18 protein-coding genes are annotated in these 17,789 nt (G+C 62.7%); 12 read left to right on the top strand and 6 right to left on the bottom strand.

Annotation, left to right across the window (positions count from 1 at the left end):
* Positions 1-30 precede the first annotated feature (30 nt).
* Complete coding sequence (locus ABWV89_RS07810; protein WP_353395667.1) at positions 31-1,524, bottom strand: M16 family metallopeptidase; 1,494 nt, start codon at positions 1,522-1,524, stop codon at positions 31-33.
* Positions 1,525-1,553: 29 nt separating this feature from the next.
* On the opposite strand from ABWV89_RS07810, the gene ftsY reads away from it, so the two are divergent.
* A complete protein-coding gene (gene ftsY / locus ABWV89_RS07805) occupies positions 1,554-2,825 on the top strand; it encodes a signal recognition particle-docking protein FtsY (protein ID WP_353395666.1) in 1,272 nt (423 codons plus the stop codon).
* Positions 2,826-2,875: 50 nt separating this feature from the next.
* On the opposite strand, the gene ABWV89_RS07800 is transcribed toward ftsY, so the two are convergent.
* Both ABWV89_RS07800 and ABWV89_RS07795 read right to left on the bottom strand, forming a co-directional pair.
* Entirely contained in the window at positions 2,876-3,109 is a 234-nt protein-coding gene (locus ABWV89_RS07800; protein ID WP_353395665.1) for a zf-HC2 domain-containing protein, read from the bottom strand.
* Positions 3,106-3,684, bottom strand: coding sequence for a sigma-70 family RNA polymerase sigma factor (locus ABWV89_RS07795; RefSeq protein WP_353395664.1), 579 nt, complete (start codon positions 3,682-3,684; stop codon positions 3,106-3,108). The genes ABWV89_RS07800 and ABWV89_RS07795 overlap by 4 nt, the downstream gene beginning before the upstream one ends.
* Positions 3,685-3,742: 58 nt before the next feature.
* Between ABWV89_RS07795 and ABWV89_RS07790 the strand changes: the two genes are divergently transcribed.
* The 9 genes from ABWV89_RS07790 to ABWV89_RS07750 all read left to right on the top strand — a co-directional run bounded on the left by ABWV89_RS07790 (position 3,743) and on the right by ABWV89_RS07750 (position 11,249).
* Positions 3,743-4,312: a TlpA family protein disulfide reductase gene (locus ABWV89_RS07790; protein ID WP_353395662.1), complete on the top strand. Its 570-nt coding sequence runs from the start codon at positions 3,743-3,745 to the stop codon at positions 4,310-4,312.
* A 164-nt stretch (positions 4,313-4,476) separates the two neighbouring features.
* Positions 4,477-4,758: a BufA1 family periplasmic bufferin-type metallophore gene (locus ABWV89_RS07785; RefSeq protein WP_502903170.1), complete on the top strand. Its 282-nt coding sequence runs from the start codon at positions 4,477-4,479 to the stop codon at positions 4,756-4,758.
* Between the two features lie 46 nt (positions 4,759-4,804).
* Positions 4,805-5,701 (top strand): MNIO family bufferin maturase, encoded by an 897-nt coding sequence (bufB, locus tag ABWV89_RS07780; protein ID WP_353395661.1) that lies wholly within the window; start codon positions 4,805-4,807, stop codon positions 5,699-5,701.
* Entirely contained in the window at positions 5,698-6,522 is an 825-nt protein-coding gene (locus ABWV89_RS07775) for an HvfC/BufC family peptide modification chaperone (protein WP_353395660.1), read from the top strand. Before bufB ends, ABWV89_RS07775 begins: the two co-directional genes overlap by 4 nt.
* A 26-nt stretch (positions 6,523-6,548) precedes the next feature.
* A complete protein-coding gene (locus ABWV89_RS07770; protein WP_353395659.1) occupies positions 6,549-7,037 on the top strand; it encodes a DoxX family protein in 489 nt (162 codons plus the stop codon).
* 91 nt (positions 7,038-7,128) lie between these two features.
* A complete protein-coding gene (locus ABWV89_RS07765) occupies positions 7,129-8,352 on the top strand; it encodes an ABC transporter substrate-binding protein (RefSeq protein ID WP_353395658.1) in 1,224 nt (407 codons plus the stop codon).
* 23 nt (positions 8,353-8,375) lie between these two features.
* Positions 8,376-10,007 carry an ABC transporter permease gene (locus ABWV89_RS07760; protein ID WP_353395657.1) on the top strand — a complete coding sequence of 544 codons (1,632 nt, stop codon included), beginning with the start codon at positions 8,376-8,378 and terminating at the stop codon, positions 10,005-10,007.
* On the top strand, positions 10,004-10,654 hold the full coding sequence (locus ABWV89_RS07755; RefSeq protein ID WP_353395656.1) for an ATP-binding cassette domain-containing protein: 651 nt from the start codon (positions 10,004-10,006) through the stop codon (positions 10,652-10,654). Before ABWV89_RS07760 ends, ABWV89_RS07755 begins: the two co-directional genes overlap by 4 nt.
* Entirely contained in the window at positions 10,644-11,249 is a 606-nt protein-coding gene (locus tag ABWV89_RS07750) for a CDP-alcohol phosphatidyltransferase family protein (RefSeq protein WP_353395655.1), read from the top strand. Before ABWV89_RS07755 ends, ABWV89_RS07750 begins: the two co-directional genes overlap by 11 nt.
* Here ABWV89_RS07750 and ABWV89_RS07745 read toward each other — a convergent pair.
* Positions 11,241-12,584 carry a sensor histidine kinase gene (locus ABWV89_RS07745; RefSeq protein WP_353395654.1) on the bottom strand — a complete coding sequence of 448 codons (1,344 nt, stop codon included), beginning with the start codon at positions 12,582-12,584 and terminating at the stop codon, positions 11,241-11,243. The genes ABWV89_RS07750 and ABWV89_RS07745 overlap by 9 nt on opposite strands.
* Before the next feature lie 38 nt (positions 12,585-12,622).
* On the bottom strand, positions 12,623-13,327 hold the full coding sequence (locus tag ABWV89_RS07740) for a response regulator transcription factor (protein ID WP_353395653.1): 705 nt from the start codon (positions 13,325-13,327) through the stop codon (positions 12,623-12,625).
* Positions 13,328-13,531: 204 nt separating this feature from the next.
* Between ABWV89_RS07740 and ABWV89_RS07735 the strand changes: the two genes are divergently transcribed.
* Complete coding sequence (locus tag ABWV89_RS07735; protein WP_353395652.1) at positions 13,532-13,972, top strand: hypothetical protein; 441 nt, start codon at positions 13,532-13,534, stop codon at positions 13,970-13,972.
* 28 nt (positions 13,973-14,000) lie between these two features.
* Positions 14,001-14,927 (top strand): lysylphosphatidylglycerol synthase transmembrane domain-containing protein, encoded by a 927-nt coding sequence (locus tag ABWV89_RS07730; RefSeq protein WP_353395651.1) that lies wholly within the window; start codon positions 14,001-14,003, stop codon positions 14,925-14,927.
* Here the strand turns inward: ABWV89_RS07730 and ABWV89_RS07725 are convergent.
* On the bottom strand, positions 14,918-17,611 hold the full coding sequence (locus ABWV89_RS07725; protein WP_353395650.1) for a cation-translocating P-type ATPase: 2,694 nt from the start codon (positions 17,609-17,611) through the stop codon (positions 14,918-14,920). The genes ABWV89_RS07730 and ABWV89_RS07725 overlap by 10 nt on opposite strands.
* Positions 17,612-17,789 lie beyond the last annotated feature (178 nt).

The raw sequence follows: 17,789 nt of genomic DNA, 5'->3' as shown, positions 1-17,789 counted from the left end.
CTGGAAACAAGTCGATCGACCGAACCGACCTCAATGGCGGATGGCCGGACGGCTGGCAGGCTTGGGCGCTTTGGCCTTGGCCGCCAGCTTGTCTGCATCAGGCAGCAAGACACCCGTGGTGAGCGTCTCGTCGGAGAAATAGCGCTGTGCCACCGACTGCACTTCTTCAGGAGTGATGGTCTTGAGCAGTGCCAGCAAGCGTTCGCTGGCATCCAGCTCCATACCCAGGAGCCAGTTCGAGCCCAGCTCATGCGCCTGACCCATGACGGAATCCCGCTTGTACACCTCGGATGCCGCCCACTGGGTCTTGACCCGCTGCAACTCCTTGGCATCGATACCATCGCGGGCCACGCGCGCCAGCTCGTCCTTCAAGGCCTGTGCTGCCTCGCCAGGGTCGACACCGGCAGCCGGAATGATGGACATGGTGAACAGCTGAGGTCCGCGCCCTGTCAGTCCGTTCGAGGCACTGACGGAGTCGGCCAGGCGTTTGTCCTTGCCCTCGCCTTGCACCAGCGAGCGAATCAGCCGGGCACTGGGGTAGCCATCCATCACGGCAGCCAGCATGGTCAAGGCCAATGTGTCGCGCTGGGCGGCGTCCAGATTGTTCAGCCGCTCCAGGCGCGGCACCTTCCAGCTGAGCAGAACCCAGGGCTGTTCGGTGGCGGCGCGCAGTTCGATGCGGCGGGGCCCTTCCTGTGTCGGCTCCTCCCGCGGTTTACGCACAGGGACGGCACGTGCAGGGATCTGGCCATAGGTTTTTTTGGCCAGGGCCAGCACCGCGTCAGGCTGAACATCCCCAACGATGACCACGGCAGCGTTGGCCGGCACATACCATCGCTGGTAGAACTGGCGCGCATCGTCAGGCGTCATGGCATCGAGGTCGCTCATCCAGCCGACGATGGGGCGCCGATAAGGGCTGGCCATGAACGCGGCGGCGTAGAACTGTTCGATCATCTGCGCCTGGGGTGACTCTTCCGTGCGCTGACGGCGCTCTTCCTTGACAACCTCCAGCTCACGCTTGAACTCTTCGTCTGCCCACTGGTTGTTGGCAAACCGGTCCGCCTCCATCGCCATGACCGTTTCCAGGTGCTCGACAGGCAGTTGCGCGTGGTAGGCAGTGGTGTCGCGAGAGGTAAAGGCGTTTTCCTGAGCGCCAAGCGCCGCCATGCGCTTGGAGTAATCACCTGGTCCCATGGTTTTGGTGCCTTTGAACAGCATGTGCTCCAGCACATGGGCCACGCCCGAGGTGCCGTCCACCTCATCCATGGCCCCCACGCGCACCCACACCATGTGGACCACGGTCGGCGCCCGGTGATCGGGCTTGACGATGAGCGTCATGCCGTTGTCCAGTGTGTACTGGCGAACGTCGCTTTCAGCCGCTACAGCCGCTGCGTCGCCTTCGGAGGACCGGGCATGGGCTGACGGAACGTTCAGCGCAACACAAACGCACCCAAGAACCACTGGAGCCAACAGGCGCCATGGAGCGGGAATCAGGGTCTGGACGAGGGAGAATCGTGTTTTCATAGAATCATGAAGATACTAGAGATTCCCATATGTTCTCGTTCTTCCGTAAGAAGTTCGCCAAAGCGGACAAAAATCCCCCCGAAAATCAGGTAGAAGTCGCGCCTGAAGCCGTCGAAACGCCACCAGACGCGCTTGAAACCGCCCAGGCTGCGCAGACGGCCTTGCCCGCCTCGCCTGAGCCTGACCGCCCAGTCCCTCAGGACGTTGGCGAGGTGACGACGCCCGCTTCCCAGCCAACGCCACCTCTACCCCTGCCTGACTTGACGGTCCCGTCTCCTGCCCCGGAGGCAGACACGCCGCCCGCCATCCGGACAACCAAAGAAGCAGCGCCTCCTGATGCTGCACCTCTTGATGGTGGACTGGATGTGCCGGCTGAGCCCGCGTCCAAGCCGGCCGCTCCTCGGCAAGGCTGGTTGAAACGTCTGAGCGCCGGCCTGCGCAAGACGGGGGGCAGCATCGCCACCGTTTTCACTGGTACCAAGATCGACGAAGCCCTTTACGAGGAGCTGGAAGATGCCCTGCTGATGGCGGACACAGGCGTCAAGGCCACCGAAGCCTTGCTCAGCGACCTGCGCCGCAGGGTCAAAGAGGCCCGCGCCACCGATCCGGCAGCAGTCAAGGGGCTCCTGGCTGAGGCCATGACAGACATGCTCAAGCCGCTGGAGAAAGGGCTGATCATTGGCGAGCACAAACCAACCGTGATCATGGTCGCTGGCGTCAATGGGGCGGGCAAGACCACGTCCATTGGCAAGCTCACCCGGCACCTGGCCGAAGCGGGCGCTTCTGTCCTTCTGGCGGCAGCCGACACTTTCCGTGCGGCCGCGCGCGAGCAACTGGCAGTATGGGCCAACCGCAATACGGTAGAGATCGTCACGCAGGAAGGAGGCGATCCGGCCGCAGTGAGCTTTGACGCCGTGACAGCGGGCCGCTCCCGCGGACGGGATGTGGTGCTGGTCGACACAGCCGGCCGCCTGCCCACGCAGCTGCACCTGATGGAAGAGCTGCGCAAGATCAAGCGAACGATTGCCAAGGCAGGCGGAGATGGATGCCCGCACGAAGTGCTGTTGGTCATCGACGGCAACACCGGCCAGAACGCACTGGCCCAGGTCAAGGCGTTCGACGACGCGCTGAATCTCACCGGACTGGTCATCACCAAACTCGACGGAACGGCCAAAGGCGGTGTGATCTGTGCCATTGCGCAGGAGCGCCCGGTCCCGGTGTATTTCGTCGGCGTTGGCGAGCAGCTGGAAGATCTGCAGACGTTCAATGCACGGGAGTTTGCCCAGGCATTGCTGGGCTGACCCTCGCCCCCTCTTCTTCTACCCCAAAGGGCCGCCTGAAGCGGCCCTTTTCACTGCTGGGTATCGCCCGGAGCAGGCTCTTCGCCTGTGTAGTTGCGCCACTGGCGCATGGCATTTCGCATGGTCAGGACCTGCCGCTCAAACTTGGGGCAGGCTTCACACATGGCCATGTGCACCCGCAATGCCACGCGATCCGGCCAGGCAAGATGACGGTCTTCGCGCGCAATCAGGAGCGCGGAGACTTCCTTGCAGGTTCGGCGAAACGGATAAGAAATCATCATCATGCGGCGGCGTTGGCGAACCAGTTGAGCTCGAGGCATTCACGCAAGCGCAGGCGCGCCCGGTGCAACTGAACATACAGGTTGGTCGGCGTAAGAGACAGTTCCTTACAGATTTCTTCGCTGGAAAGCTCGAGCCACTCTCTCATGAGAAACAGTCTGCCCTGGACGGGTGGCAGCTTTTCGGTACAGATCTCCAGAACGGCAAAAAACTGCTGGCTCTGAAGATCCTGATCGGGATCTCCCCAGTCGGCGGGGGCTTCGGCATAGTGTCCATCGGACTTGAATGCCATGTGCGCCAGAGGGTCAGCGCCATCGTCCGAAGCATCGCCACCGACCAGCAACTCCCGTTGCCGATGGCGGATGGTGTCGACGATCTTGTGCTTGAGAATGCCGACCAGCCAGGTCTTGAGCTGGGACCGGCGCTCGAAGGCCTGCGGTTTGGCCAGCGCTGCGAGGATGGTCTCAGAGACCGCATCTTCGGCCCACGCCTCATTGCGCAGCTGCAGCAGCGCAAAGCGCAGCAAATAGTCGCGCAGTGCGACCAACTGTTGTTCGAAGTCTTGGGAAATCTGTGACATATGTCTGCCGTTTCAGGCGTCAAGTGTAAGGAATCTCGGGCGGCGTGGACAAAACGGCATGAAATACCACACCCAGCTTCCCTCCAGTGCCCTGCGTCGCCGCATGGCAAGCCGGCTTCTGACCTTGCTTCTGGGCACGGCCTGGCTTGCCGCAGGCATGCCCTCTGCTCAGGCACAGGATTCTGCCCGGCCCGCGCCACAGGTGGCACCGATCTTCGCAGCCAAGGGCGTGACCGCATCCGGCCAACCGCTGGACCTTGCTCGGTACCGCGGCCGCGTCGTGCTGGTGCTTTACTGGTCGACAGACTGTGCCGTGTGCCTGGACAAACTGCCCGAGCTGCGGGCCAACGCGGCCGGCTGGAAAGGCATGCCCTTTGCCGTTGTCGGGATCAACCTCGACAAGCGACGCGCCGACTGGGAGCGGTACGAACAGGTCTCGGCGACGACATTGCCACCAGACCAGCGCATCCCGAGCATCTGGGGGCCGGGGACCGAGGTTCTGTCATTCCAGCCGACAGCAGAGCACTTGCCCACCGCCTTGCTGATCGACAAGGAAGGACGCGTGGTTCGTCGCTACGAGGGGCGTATCCCTGCGCAAGCCTGGGACGATATTGCCGACCTGATCTGAACCGTGATGAAGCGGGAACGAAAAAAATTTCCCTGAGCTGTAAGAACAAAGATTCTTCTCCGACTCACTCTCAACCGGACACATGACGGGTCTCCCGGCACCGGCCATCGAAGTTTTAACCATTCATTCACTTTCACTATCACTTCACAACAGGAGCTCAACCCATGAAAGCCCAAAACACTCTCTTCACCGCCACTGCCGCCGCTTCACTGATGTCTCTCGCGCTGGCAGCCGCGCCTGCGATGGCAGAAGGCGCCAAGGAAAAATGCTATGGGGTGGCCAAAGCTGGTCAGAACGATTGCGCCAATCTGGCAGGCACCCACTCTTGCGCCGGCCAGTCCAAAGTCGACAACGACAAGGGCGAATGGAAGTACGTGGCCGAAGGCACCTGCAAGCAAATGGGTGGCCTGACCAAGGCTGAGGCCAAGGCCGAGATGAAGAGCTGAGCCTTCAGCGCACACTGACTGAAATTCTCCAGGGACGCTGCCAGCCATGACCATCATCACAGCACAACCGAACGGCTTGCCGGAAGTGGGCATTGGCTGGCGGCACCCACACTACCAACAATTGCTCACCGAGCGGCCAAAGCTGGATTTCCTTGAAGTCCATTCCGAGAATTTCTTTGGCCATGGCGGTGCTGCACTGTCCGTGCTCGAACAAGGCAGCTCCCACTATCCCGTCAGCTTGCATGGTGTGGGGCTTTCGCTGGGCTCCACAGAGGGCATCGACACATGGCACCTGGAGCAGCTCGCCCACCTCATCGAACGAATTGACCCTGTCCGCGTCAGTGACCACGCCAGCTTTGCGCGCGGCCTGCTCCATCACACCGGTGTGCATGCGGCCGACCTGCTTCCAGTGCCCATGACACGCGAGGCTCTGGCCGTCATGTCGAGCAATGTCACGCAGGTACAGGACCGGCTTCGGCGCCCGATCGCGGTGGAAAACCTGTCTGCCTATGTCCAGTGGTCAGAAGCCGACATGAGCGAAACCGAATTTCTCACGGCATTGGCCAAGACCAGTGGATGCCAGCTACTGGTAGATGTGAACAACATCTATGTCAATGCATGCAATGAACACAAGCGAGATGAGTCCACCAATGCGATGGACTTGTGCAGACGGTGGCTGCTTGGCATTGCGCCCGACCTGGTCGCTGAAATTCACCTGGCCGGACACGTCGACTGCGGCGACATCGTGATCGACGACCATGGCAGCCGCGTCAAGCCTGCGGTCTGGTCGCTCTATGAGTCGGCCGTTGCCCACTTTGGCGCTGTGCCCACACTGATCGAATGGGACACCGACATTCCATCACTTGAGACCTTGCTGCAAGAGGCTGAGGCTGCTCGCACTTGTGCATTGCAGACGCTAGGCCTCGAGGAGGCCGTGGCATGACGTTGGCTGATCAACAGCAAGCCCTGCTCCGCTGTGTATTCGACGTCCACCCCGGCGAAGCGGATACCGCCTGGGCAACTCAGGTCCATCCGCAAGGCCGCAGGGGACTGCAAGCCTACCGGGCCAACGCCCATGCCAGCGCGCACCGCTCACTCGCCGCGGCCTACCCCATCGTGCAGCGCATATTGGGCGAAGTCGCTTTTTCCGCCATGGCCATCGCGCACTGGCATGCGTGTCCGCCCACGCGTGGCGATCTGGCCCATTGGGGCGCAGAGCTGCCGGCCTGGCTGGACCAGGACACACAATTGCAAGAGCTGCCTTACCTTGAAGACGTGGCGCGCATCGAATGGGCTTTGCATCGCATGCAGTTCGACGCAGACACCACGCCCGCGCCCGAGACCTTTGCGCTTCTCTCTCAGAACCCTGGCACGGCTGACAGCCACACCTTGCTCATGGCCTCAGGCTTCCAGCCAATGGCCCTGTCGTGCGCTGCGGGTTCAGTCGTGCAGGTGCACCAGGAAAGCAGGCCAGACTGGAGCGCACTTCGACAACGGCTTGAAGCCACCGGCACTGAGTATGTGTTGCTGTGGCGCCAGCACTGGCAGCCACGGCTGAAACTTGTTCATTGCCCCGCAGAGTTTGCCTGCCTGACAGCGCTGGCAAGAGGAGACACCCTGAATGAAGCGTTGGCCGTTGCCACCGCCGAAGACAAGGATTTCGATTTTTCGCAATGGCTGTCTGCCGCCGTGGCAGATGGGCTGGTGCTGGGGCTGTCGCCCGCGGGAGGCCTCGCCATGCATTCTTCAACACCCCGGCACTGACACACACCACACACAGGAGAGACAACATGAACACCGCTACCGCCACTCATACCAACGCAGACATGACTGGCCCGACAGGGCTGATCCGAAGCGGCCTTTGCCTGCTCAGCCGCACCCTCGACCGCCTGCAGCCCCTGGGTGCGCTGGCCGCGCGCGCTTATGTCGCACACGCGTTCTTTCTTGCCGGTCTGACCAAGATCCGCGACTGGGAAACCACGATGCTGCTGTTTACCCATGAGTATCAGGTGCCACTGCTGTCCCCGTCGGTCGCTGCGGTGATGGGCACTGCCGGCGAATTGGTGTTGCCTGTGCTGCTGGTGCTCGGCCTTGGTGGCCGAATCGGAGCACTTGGCCTGAGTGTGGTCAACATCGTTGCCGTCCTCAGCCTGGAAGACATTGCCCCTGCCGCCCTGCAACTGCACGTGACCTGGGGGGTTCTGCTGGCAGCACTCGCCTTGTACGGTTCGGGTGCATGGTCGGTCGACCGGATCCTGCGGGCCTGGCGCCAACGGTGATGCGCCGCATACGTTCCTGGAACGAATGGATTAAGCTCTGGGTCAACGTCAAACATCGACCGCAAGTACCGTCACAGGAGACCAGCCTCACATGACCCGCTCCATCCTTCGCAGAGATTTCGTGCAAACCCTGGCGACTGTTGCCGGAGCTGCCGTGCTACCAGGTGCAGCATGGGCAGCAAAGGGCGCACCCACCTGGGAGAAGACACTTCAAGCTGCCAAAGGCCAGACGGTGTATTTCAATGCCTGGGCAGGCGATGCCAAGATCAATGCCTACATCCAGTGGGCAGCAAAAGCCTGTGAGCAGGCCCACGGCGTCAAGGTGGAGCACGTGAAAATCTCGGATGCCGCCGATGTGGTCAAGCGCGTGCGCGCGGAGAAAGCGGCAGGCCGCGGGCCAGGCGAGGGAACAGTGGATCTCATCTGGATCAACGGTGAGAACTTTGCCGCCATGAAACGCGAAGGTTTGCTCTTCGGCCCGTTTGCCGAGCAGCTACCCAACTGGAAGTGGGTAGACACGGAAGGCAAGCCGACCACACGCCTCGACTTTTCTGAATCCACTGACGGCCTCGAAGCACCTTGGGGCATGGCCCAGCTCACATTTTATGCAGACAAGGCGCGACTGCCGTCGCCGCCAGACAGCATCGTCGGCCTGATGGATCTGGCGCAGAGCCAGCCCGGGCGCATCACATATCCGGCGCCTCCGTCGTTTCATGGCACCACCTTCATCAAGCAGGCTTTGTATGAGCTGGCAGCAGACCCGAAGACACTTCGCCAGCCCGTCACGCCCGCCATCTTCAAGACCCAGACGACGAAACTCTGGGCATTTCTGGACGCACTTCACCCGCTCCTCTGGCGCAAAGGCGAGCAGTTCACCAAGAGCGCAAGCGATGTGCGCGCCCTGATGGCCAACGGCGAATTGATCATGGGTCTGACCTTCAACCCCAACGAGGCCGCCAGCGAGGTCGCGGCGGGCCGCATGGCGCCAACAACCTACAGCTGGCAGTTCCCGGGCGGCACCATAGGCAACACCCACTTTGTGGCCATTCCCTTCAACGCCAAAGCGCCCGAAGGCGCGCAGGTATTTGCCAACTTCCTGCTTTCACCGCAGGCGCAAGCGCGCAAAGCCGATATCCAGTACTGGGGTGACCCGACCGTCCTGGCAGTCGAACGCTTGCCAAAAGCCGAACGCTCCGCCTTTGGGCAAAGTCTGCCTCCGGGGTCCGTGGAAAAACCCGGCCCCACGCTGCCCGAACCCCATGCCTCATGGGTCGAGGCGCTGGAGACGGCCTGGGTCAAGCGCTACGGCCAGTAAATCACGGGACGGGGGCTGTGATCATGCCCACCAGGCCGACACGCCTTCTACTGACCAGTGCACTGCTTCTGGCAGCAGGCCTTCCCGTTGCGGTCAGCATGGGCGCAGCCTTGCTGGCCACGGCCAATGCGGCGGCATGGCAAGCACTGTTCGCCCATCCGCAGTTCTGGAGCGCCTTCACTCTCAGCCTCTGGACCGGCCTGGCCTCCACGGCACTGGCCTGGCTGACGTGTCGCTGGATCATGGGGCAATTGTTTGTGCATCGCAGCACTTCCCGCCTTCTGTACTGGCTGCCTCCCATGCTCGCCACGCCGCACGCAGCATTTGCCATCGGTCTTGGCCTGCTCATCGCGCCCAGCGGCTGGCTGCTGCGCTGGGCGTCTCCCTGGGCGACAGGCCTGGACCTGCCACCTCCATGGCCCACCACGCAAGACCCATGGGGACTGGGCCTGATCGCATCACTCGCCCTCAAGGAAACACCGTTCCTGATGTTTGCTTCTGCAACAGAGCTGTACCGGGAAGACCGTTCCCGCCAATGGCGTGCCGAACACGCCTTGGCCATGTCCATGGGGTACGGCGGCGAACAGGCTTGGCATGAGGTTGTGTGGCCGCAGTTGGCCAGGCGTCTTTTCTGGCCGTTGGCGGCCGTGCTGACGTATGGGCTCACGGTGGTGGATGTCGCCCTGGTCATCGGCCCGACATCGCCGCCCACACTGGCAGCTCTGGCCTGGGGCTGGTTGCGCGACGCCAGTTTGGCAACCAATGCGATGGGAGCAGCAGCAGCCGGCGCCATGTCACTGGTCGTCGCACTGGCAGCACTGGCTGCGTCGGTGTGGTTGCGGCAGGGCGTCGGAGCACCTTCTGGCCTGCGCAGAAATGGCGACTCACGCGTCAGCAGACCTGGCTGGCCAATGGCAGCGCTGGCCATCGCCTATGCTCTGGCGCTATGCGTTCTCGCCGTACAAAGTGCTGCCGGATGGTGGCCGTTTCCCGAAGTATGGCCACAGCAATGGAGCAGTTTCGCCTGGAACAGCGTCTTCGACAGCAGGCAAACCATCTGGGCCACACTTGCCTTCGCTGGAGCGTCGACCCTGATCAGTTTGCTGTGGTGCATGGCATGGCTCGAGCTGGCGCCTGGCCAGTGGGACCGGTGGGCGCGCCCTTTGCTCTACGCGCCACTGGCTGTGCCTGCTGTGCTGTGGGTGATCGGACTCTATGACATCGTACTTCGCTGGCAAATGGAAGGCCACTGGCTGGCTGTATTGCTCGGCCATGTGCTGATGGTTCTGCCATATGTCCTGCTCACTCTCAGTCCCGCCTACAGTGGCTATGACCGACGCTACGCCGCCGTGACAGCGGCACTGGGCAAGCCGCCTTGGCAACACCTGCTCAGGGTCAAATGGCCGCTGTTGCGTGCCTCGCTGTCCTCTGGTGCCGCTGTGGGGTTCGCCGTCAGTGTGGCGCAGTATCTGCCCACGCTGTACCTGGGGGCCGGCAGGCACAATACGATCACGACTGAAGCCGTGGCCCTGGCATCCGGCGGACAACCCGCCCTGGCCAGCGCCTATGCCTGGTTGCTCTTTTCCATCCCCGTTCTCGGTTTTGCCTTTGCCACCTGGTGGGGACGCCAACGCCGGTTCGCATCCGCGACATGACACTGCAGGTCCACATACGACACCTTGGACATGACCGCCAGGCACTGGTGAAGAACGTGCATTTCGAAGTTCCTCCAGGCCACGTGCTGACACTGATGGGGCCCAGCGGTTGCGGCAAAAGCTCGGTCCTTTCGGCCATTGCCGGCACGCTTGAAGCCATGTCAGGTGATGGCAGGCCGCTGAAGTTCGAAGGTGAGGTGGTACTGAACGGCCAGCACCTGGATGGCCTGGCGCCTCATCGGCGCGGAATTGGCCTGCTGTTTCAGGACCCGATGCTGTTTGGCCACATGACTGTTCGCGAAAACCTGTTGTTCGCCATTCCGCCCGGCAAAAGCAGCGAACGCGAAGCGCAGGTCACAGCAGCGCTGGAGACAGCCGATCTGGCGGAGATGGGAGCGCGTGACCCCGCCACGCTCTCGGGAGGGCAGCGAGCACGGGTGGCACTCATGCGTGCATTGCTTGCACAGCCCAGGGCACTGCTGCTGGACGAGCCGTTCTCACGGCTCGATGCGCACCTGCGAGCCCGGTTCCGGGCGTTGGTCTTTGAGCATGTTCGCGCCCGCAATATCCCGGCACTGTTGGTCACGCACGACCGGGAAGATATCGCCGAGCCCAACCGTTTGCTGGAGATGACCCATGATGGATGATCGCATTCAGCGCAGCATCAAGCCGGTCATGACACGTCTGGCACGCGCAGCTGCAGGTTTGGGGCTTTCTGCCGATGCCGTGACTTGGGTCGGCTTCACTTCCGGGCTGGCGGCGGCGGGTGCCATTGCTTCGGGCTGGTTTCTCACCGGCATGGGCCTGTTGCTGTTCTCGCGCCTGATGGATGGCCTGGACGGAGCCGTGGCGCGAGCAACCACTCCAACAGATCGTGGCGGCTTTCTGGACATCACCCTCGATTTCGTTTTCTATGCGGCCATTCCACTGGCCTTCGCTGTGGCTGATCCAGGCCGAAATGGACTGCCAGCAGCCGTTTTGCTGGCCAGTTTCATCGGCACAGGCTCGAGCTTTCTGGCCTTCGCCATCGCAGCGGAGAAGCGCCAGTTGAGCTCGACTGCGTTTCCGGACAAGAGTTTTTACTTTCTCGGCGGCCTGACAGAGGCCACGGAAACCATCACAGTGTTTGTGCTCATGTGCCTGCTGCCACAGCACTTCGCCAAACTGGCCTACGGCTTCGCAGCCCTGTGCGCCATCACGACGGCGATGCGCATCTGGTGGGGCTGGAGGCGGCTAAGCTGATCGTCTGGCCTCGTCGACCAAATCAGCGACTGGCCAGCGCATACTCACCCGCAAACCCGGCTCCGCGTCATCCAGCTCCAAGCTCGCGCCATGGCGACGTGCGACGCGCTCGACCATCGCCAGGCCGAGTCCTGAACCCGGCAGGCCCCGGTCTGAAGCGCCGCGGTAAAACGGTTTAAGCAAGCGCTCCCGCTGACCTGCCGGGATGCCCGAACCATGGTCTCGTACCGACAGCCAGACCGACTTCACATCCTGCCGAAGTGTCACCTCAATGGGCGCCCGACCGTACTTGCGCGCATTGTCCAGCAGGTTGACCAACGCTCGCTCCAGCCCGCTCTCGGACGCAGGGGCGAGCCAACGTTCCACGCCATCGTCAACGTGCCATTGCACATCGTCATGGTCTCCGCTCTCGCGCAACTGTTTGAGCAAATCCGGCAAATACACTCGAGTGTCCAACGGCTCCACCGCCGAGCGATTGAGCGCCAGAAAGGACTCGACCATGGCATCTGCAATGCCGGCATTGCGCTCGATGCTCTCGCGGCGCTTGTTCACTTCAGGTGTGTCGGGCAGCAACGCTGCTGCCATCCGGATTCGGCCCAGCGGTGTGCGCAAATCGTGAGAGAGGCCAGCCAGCATGGTGTCTCGCTCCGCATCTCGCTCGTTGCGCTCTCTCGCAAAACGCCCGAACTGGTCAGACAGGGCACGCACTTCGGACGGCGCAGATGGCGAAACGCCATCTGGCTCCTGCCCAGTGGCTGCGTATTGCGCCATGGCAGACTGAAGCTCCGTCAACGGTCGGACCACCCGCCGGCTCAGCCAGGCTGCCGCCAGCAAGAAGACGCACACCGCAACACCCATGACCAGCCAGCTGCGCCACCGCACGGTTGGGTCCTCCAGCGCTCCGTCGATCCCCACCCATTGGGGCTGCTGCTGGCCTGGCAGCGACACCTGCAACCAGGTAATGCCATCCTCGCCCCCATTGCTCAGGGCAATCTGCTGCACGATCACACCCTCTTCCCGCAACGCGCGCAACACAACGCGGTAACGCGGTGCCAGCGGTCTTCTGGGCAAATACCGGGCATCGGCTGGTGGCGGTCCGGCAAAGGAGGTCACCGATGTATGGACGCTGGCCTTGACCTCCGTTCCCGGTGCGACGCCGTGTTCCATGGCCATGGCAGAAGCGCGCAGCTGCTCTGCCCAGACCGGTGCAATGGATCGCGCGATCACCCGTGGCTGTCCGACCAGAAACACCAGCGCCAGCAGAACAGCCAGCACCACCGCAACAGCCACCTGCAAGAGGAAAACACGGGCAAAAAGGCTTTGGGTCCAGCGCATGTCAAAGCTCTGAGAACTTCGCCGACAGGTCTGCCAGACTAGCGGTCCACCGGCACGGTGAACACATAGCCCTCACCGCGCACCGTGGTGATCCAGTCCCAACCGCCGGGCGCTGCAGCCAGCTTTTTGCGCAGACGGGCTACCTGCACATCCACCGAACGCTCCAGAGGCGCATAGTTACCCGGCTGCACCGCCGCCGACAAGGCCTGCCGATCCACGCACACGCCGGGCCGGTTGGCCAGTGCTGCCAGCAGCTTGAACTCCGAAGATGTCAGCGAAACCGCCTGCCCGCCACAAGTGACCCGCCGCGCCACCAGATCCAGCACCAGCTCGCCAAAGCGCCAAACCGCATGCGAGTGCGCGGTTTGCATGCGCCGGGCAAGGGCCCGAACACGTGCCACGAGTTCCCGAGGCTCGAACGGCTTTCCCAGGTAGTCATCTGCACCGAGCTCCAGCCCGAGGACCCGATCAATGGGATCTCCCTTGGCGGTGAGCATTAGCACTGGCCACGACTGCCCTTCCGCCCGCAAACGGCGGCAGAGGTCCAGCCCGTTCATGTCAGGCAGCATCAGGTCCAGCAGCAAGACATCGGGCGATTCACGGATGGCGCTGCTCCAGCCGTCCTTACCGGTGTGCGCCAGGACCACCGTCATGCCCTCTCTTTCGAGCCACTCGGCCACCATGCCCGAGAGCTCGACATCATCATCGATCATGAGGACACGGATGGCACTGGGTGATGCCATGGGGGCAGAAGGTCGCATGCTGGTCAGTGTAAACAGGGATGAACGCTCGCACACCCCATATTTCAAAACGGAAACAAATCGCTGTGTACTGTCATCCACAGAAGCGCGCTTGCCGCCTGTAATGCACCCATGGCCCCGGCGATCGGGGCTCTGGGCCTTCGCCGGTGGTCCACCTGACCGGCCGTCCGTTCAAAGGAGCATCCCATGAAACTGTCTCAACGCCTTCCACTCGCCACTGCCCTGGGCTTGAGCTTGTTTGCCGTCACGCTCACCACCATGGCGACACCCGGCTACGCCCGGGATCGCAGCACATCGGTCACCGGTCCGCGCGGCAACACAGCGACGCGCAGCGTCAGTCGTTCAGCTGGCAATGTCTCCAGCACCACCACTGGTTTTCGAGGCAATACAGCCTCGCGCAATGTCACCAGAAGCGAAGGCCACACCAGCGCAACTGCCACCGGCTTTCGCGGCAACACCATCACACGGGAAGCCAACCGCCACGCAGGAAACGTCGACAGCAACATCACAGGACCCAACGGCGGGGTGACCACGCGCGATGTCGACCGCAGTGCCACCGAAACCAACGTCACGGTCATCGGTCCCAATGGCCAGACCTATACCCGCCAGACCACACGTCAGCCCTGAGCCTTCCCACTCAGGCGACAATCGGGGCGTGACGATTCGAAATGTTCTGCGCGCCCTTGCCTGGCTGGCCATTGCGGCGGTGCTGCTGTACCTGCTGCTGGCGCGCCCCGAAAGCCTTCGCCGGCTGGTGCAATCCATCGCCGGTCTGCCAGCCACGCTGTGGCTGAAGCTGCTGGCCGCATGGATGTTTGGCACCGCGATGCGAACGCTGCGCTGGCATCTGTTGATACGCCGGTTCGGCCCTGACCTGAGCTACACACGCCAGACCGTCATCTACCTGGCCGGCTTTGCCATGGCCCTTACGCCGGGCAAGCTGGGCGAATCGATTCGCTCGCCCTACCTCAAACAGCATGGCGTGAAATACGCCCACAGCCTGGCGGCTTTCGGCGCGGATCGCCTGTACGACCTGATCGCCGTCACGATCATTGCGCTGGGGGCGCTCGAGCTTATCGCGGGCCGCTCTGACTGGTTTTGGCAGGCGCTTGCCATCATGGCCGCAGGGCTCGCATTGCTGCAAACGCCCTGGGCACTGCAGCTGGTCAATGCGGTTTGCCGATGGCAGCGTCTCACCCCGGTACGCGAGAGCCTGCTTGCCGGGCTGACACTCGTTCGAGGTCGCATATTGCTCATGGGTCTGGGCCTGAGCCTGGCCACCTGGCTGAGTTTCACTTCTTCTCTTTGGTTCACCCTGGTCGCCATCGGCGAGCCTCTGCCCATCATGGATGCCATGCCCAGCTACGCCATGGCATTGCTCGCTGGCGCGGCCAGCTTCATACCGGGCGGCCTGGGCGCGACCGAAGCGGCCATGACCTGGCTGCTGACCCACCAGGGCATCTCACTGGCTTCTGCCGTGGCGGCAGCAGTCGTGAGCCGCGGCGCGTCGCTGTGGTGGAGTGTGTTCGTCGGCCTGTGCTGCCTGGCCTGGCTGGGGGGTGGCCGAAGCGCTCACAGGTAGTGAACACCACGCCAGCGCAGCACGGCTTTCTCCGCCTCCACCGCCAGAAACTTCAACACTGCCAGACCCAGAATCAATCCCCAGCTGTCCCAGTCCAGCGGCGCACTGCCAAACAATGCCTGCATCGGAGGTGCATAGGTGAACAGCAGCTGCAAGACCAGGGTGACCAGACAGGCCCACACGGCCATGCGGTTGCCGTACAGCGTTTCCCAGGTCAACCCGCTGGCTGTGAACCGACGCACGTTGAACAGATAGAACATCTCGCTGACGGCGAGCATGTTGACCACCGCCGTGCGGGCCACAGCCAGATCATTGTGGCGCGACATCTCGTACTCGAACACGATCCAGGTGGCCGCCAGCATCAACCCTGTCACATAGGCCAGTCGACCGAACAGCAGCGGTGTGATCAGCGATTCGCGCGCTGGCCTGGGCGGGCGACGCATGATGCCGTGCTCCGCCTTCTCGAAGGCCAGGGAAAGATCCAGCGTCACACTGGTCACCATGTTGATCCACAGGATCTGACCTGCCGTCATGGGCATGGCCCACCCGGCAAACACGGCCAGCAGGATCAGCCCCGCCTCCCCACCGTTGGTTGGCAGGATGAACAGCAGCGTCTTCTTGATGTTGTCGAAAACACGGCGACCCTCCCTCACTGCCGAGGTAATGGAGGCGAAGTTGTCGTCGGTCAGCACCAGATCCGCCGCTTCTCGCGCCGCATCCGTGCCTCGCAAACCCATGGCCACCCCGACATCGGCCGCCTTGAGCGCTGGAGCATCGTTCACACCATCGCCCGTCATGGCAACCAGCCTTCCTTGTGACTGCAAGGCCGAGATCAGTCGCAGCTTGTGCTCCGGACTGGCCCGCGCCACCACGTCGGTGCGAGCCAGTCTCTCCTTGAGCTGGCGCTCATCGAGGGAATCGATTTCCACCCCGGACAGAACCTCGCCTGCGCGCAGCCCCATCCGGCGCCCGATGGCAGCGGCCGTGACCGCATGGTCGCCAGTGATCATCACCACCCGCACGCCCGCCGAGAGCGACTCAGCCACCGCAATCATGGCCTCAGGCCTTGGAGGGTCCATCATGGCCGCCATTCCCAACAATTCGAAGGACTGCCCCAGACTCTCAGCACTGATATCCGCCTGGGAAGCCGGCACCCGGGCCTGCGCCAGGGCCAGCACACGCCACCCCTCTGAAGCCGCTTCGTCCATGCGGCGCAACCACTGCTCGCGTTCAAGCGGGGCGCCACCAGCCTGCGTCTCGCACATGGCCATGATGCGCTCTGGAGAGCCTTTGAGCATCACGATCGCATGGTCTGCACCGGGCACGCGATGGAGGGTTGCCATATATTGGCGCTCACTCTCGAACGGAATATTGTCGACCCGACTCCATTCATGGCGAATCTTCTCCAGCGACACCCCGGCCTTGAGCGCCAGCGTCAGCAACGCGCCTTCCGTAGGATCACCGGCCACCGACCAGAGGCCTCCAGCCATTTCCTGCAACTGTGCGTCGTTGCACAGGGCTGCGCATCGCGCCAACGCTGCAGTCTGTTCGGACAATGCAGGCCTGTTCTCCAGCTCAATCTGGCCTTGTGGCTCGTAACCCACCCCGCTGACGCTTGCATCGCCGTCAGGCAATAGCAGCTGAACCACCGTCATTTCATTGCGCGTCAGCGTCCCCGTCTTGTCGGTACAGATGACACTGACAGAACCCAGGCTTTCCACCGAGGGCAAGCGCCTCACCACCGCCTGCCGCGAAGCCATGGCGGCGGTGCCAATGGCCAGCGTGATGGTGACCACTGCCGGCAGCCCTTCCGGAATCGCCGATACCGCCAGCCCGACCACCGCCAGGAACATCTCCAGCGGCCCCATGGTTGCCGCCCACCACCCATAGGCAAACGTCAGCGCACACACCACCAGGATGAACAGCGTCACCTGCCTGGCCAGTTGCGCCAGACGTCGCGTCAGCGGCGTATCGACCACGCCCACACGCTTGACCAATTGTCCGATCTGCCCCATCTCGGATGCCACGCCAGTGGCCACCACCCAGCCAAGTGCCTGCCCCACTTCCACGACCGTTCCTGCATAGGCCATGCAATGCCGGTCGCCAAGCGCTGCCGCCGAATCGGCCTTCTCCACCTGCTTGGCCACGGGCAGCGACTCGCCTGTCAATGCCGCCTCGTCGATGTTCAGGTTGCGCGTCTGGATCAGGCGCAAGTCGGCCGGCACACGGTCTCCGGACTCGATCAGGACCAGATCACCTGGCACGAGGTCGGCCGCGTCGATGGCTGCTCGCTGACCATCACGCAACACGTTCGCGTGGCTGGCCAGCATCGCCCGCACCGCTTCCAGTGCATGCTCCGCCTTGCCCTCCTGAACAAAACCGATCACCGCATTGATCAGTACCACGCCAAAGATCACGGCGGCGTCCACATAGTCCTGCAGCCAGACGGTGACCAGACCGGCCGCCAGCAACACGTAGATCAGCAGATTGTGAAACTGCAGCAGAAAGCGCCTGAAGGCGCTGGTGCCAGTCTCTTGCGCCAACGCGTTTGGCCCATAGCGGCTCAGGCGATCGGCTGCCTCCTGGCGGCTCAGCCCGTCAGGCGAAGTCTCGAGCGAATGCGCCACGTCGTCGATGCGCATGGCATGCCAAGGCTGTTTCGCATGTCGCTCTGTTTCACTCATGGTCAAACGATAGCGCAAAGCCGGCAAATTGCCTCATCAGGCGAGTCAGGAAAGGGCAAAAGAACACCAAGACCTTGCGCATGATCAAACCGGACCGGTCACAGGCAAGCCCGTACCGCCCAAGTCCCGCAATGACGGGTCGTTGGCCGAATTTCACGCCAACTGTAAGAATGGGGCC

The sequence above is a fragment of the Hydrogenophaga sp. 5NK40-0174 genome (assembly GCF_040372165.1).
Classification (GTDB): Bacteria; Pseudomonadota; Gammaproteobacteria; order Burkholderiales; family Burkholderiaceae_C; genus Hydrogenophaga.
The sequence above is the reverse complement of the archived record's forward strand: the minus strand, read 5'-3'. Positions and strand labels throughout refer to the sequence as shown.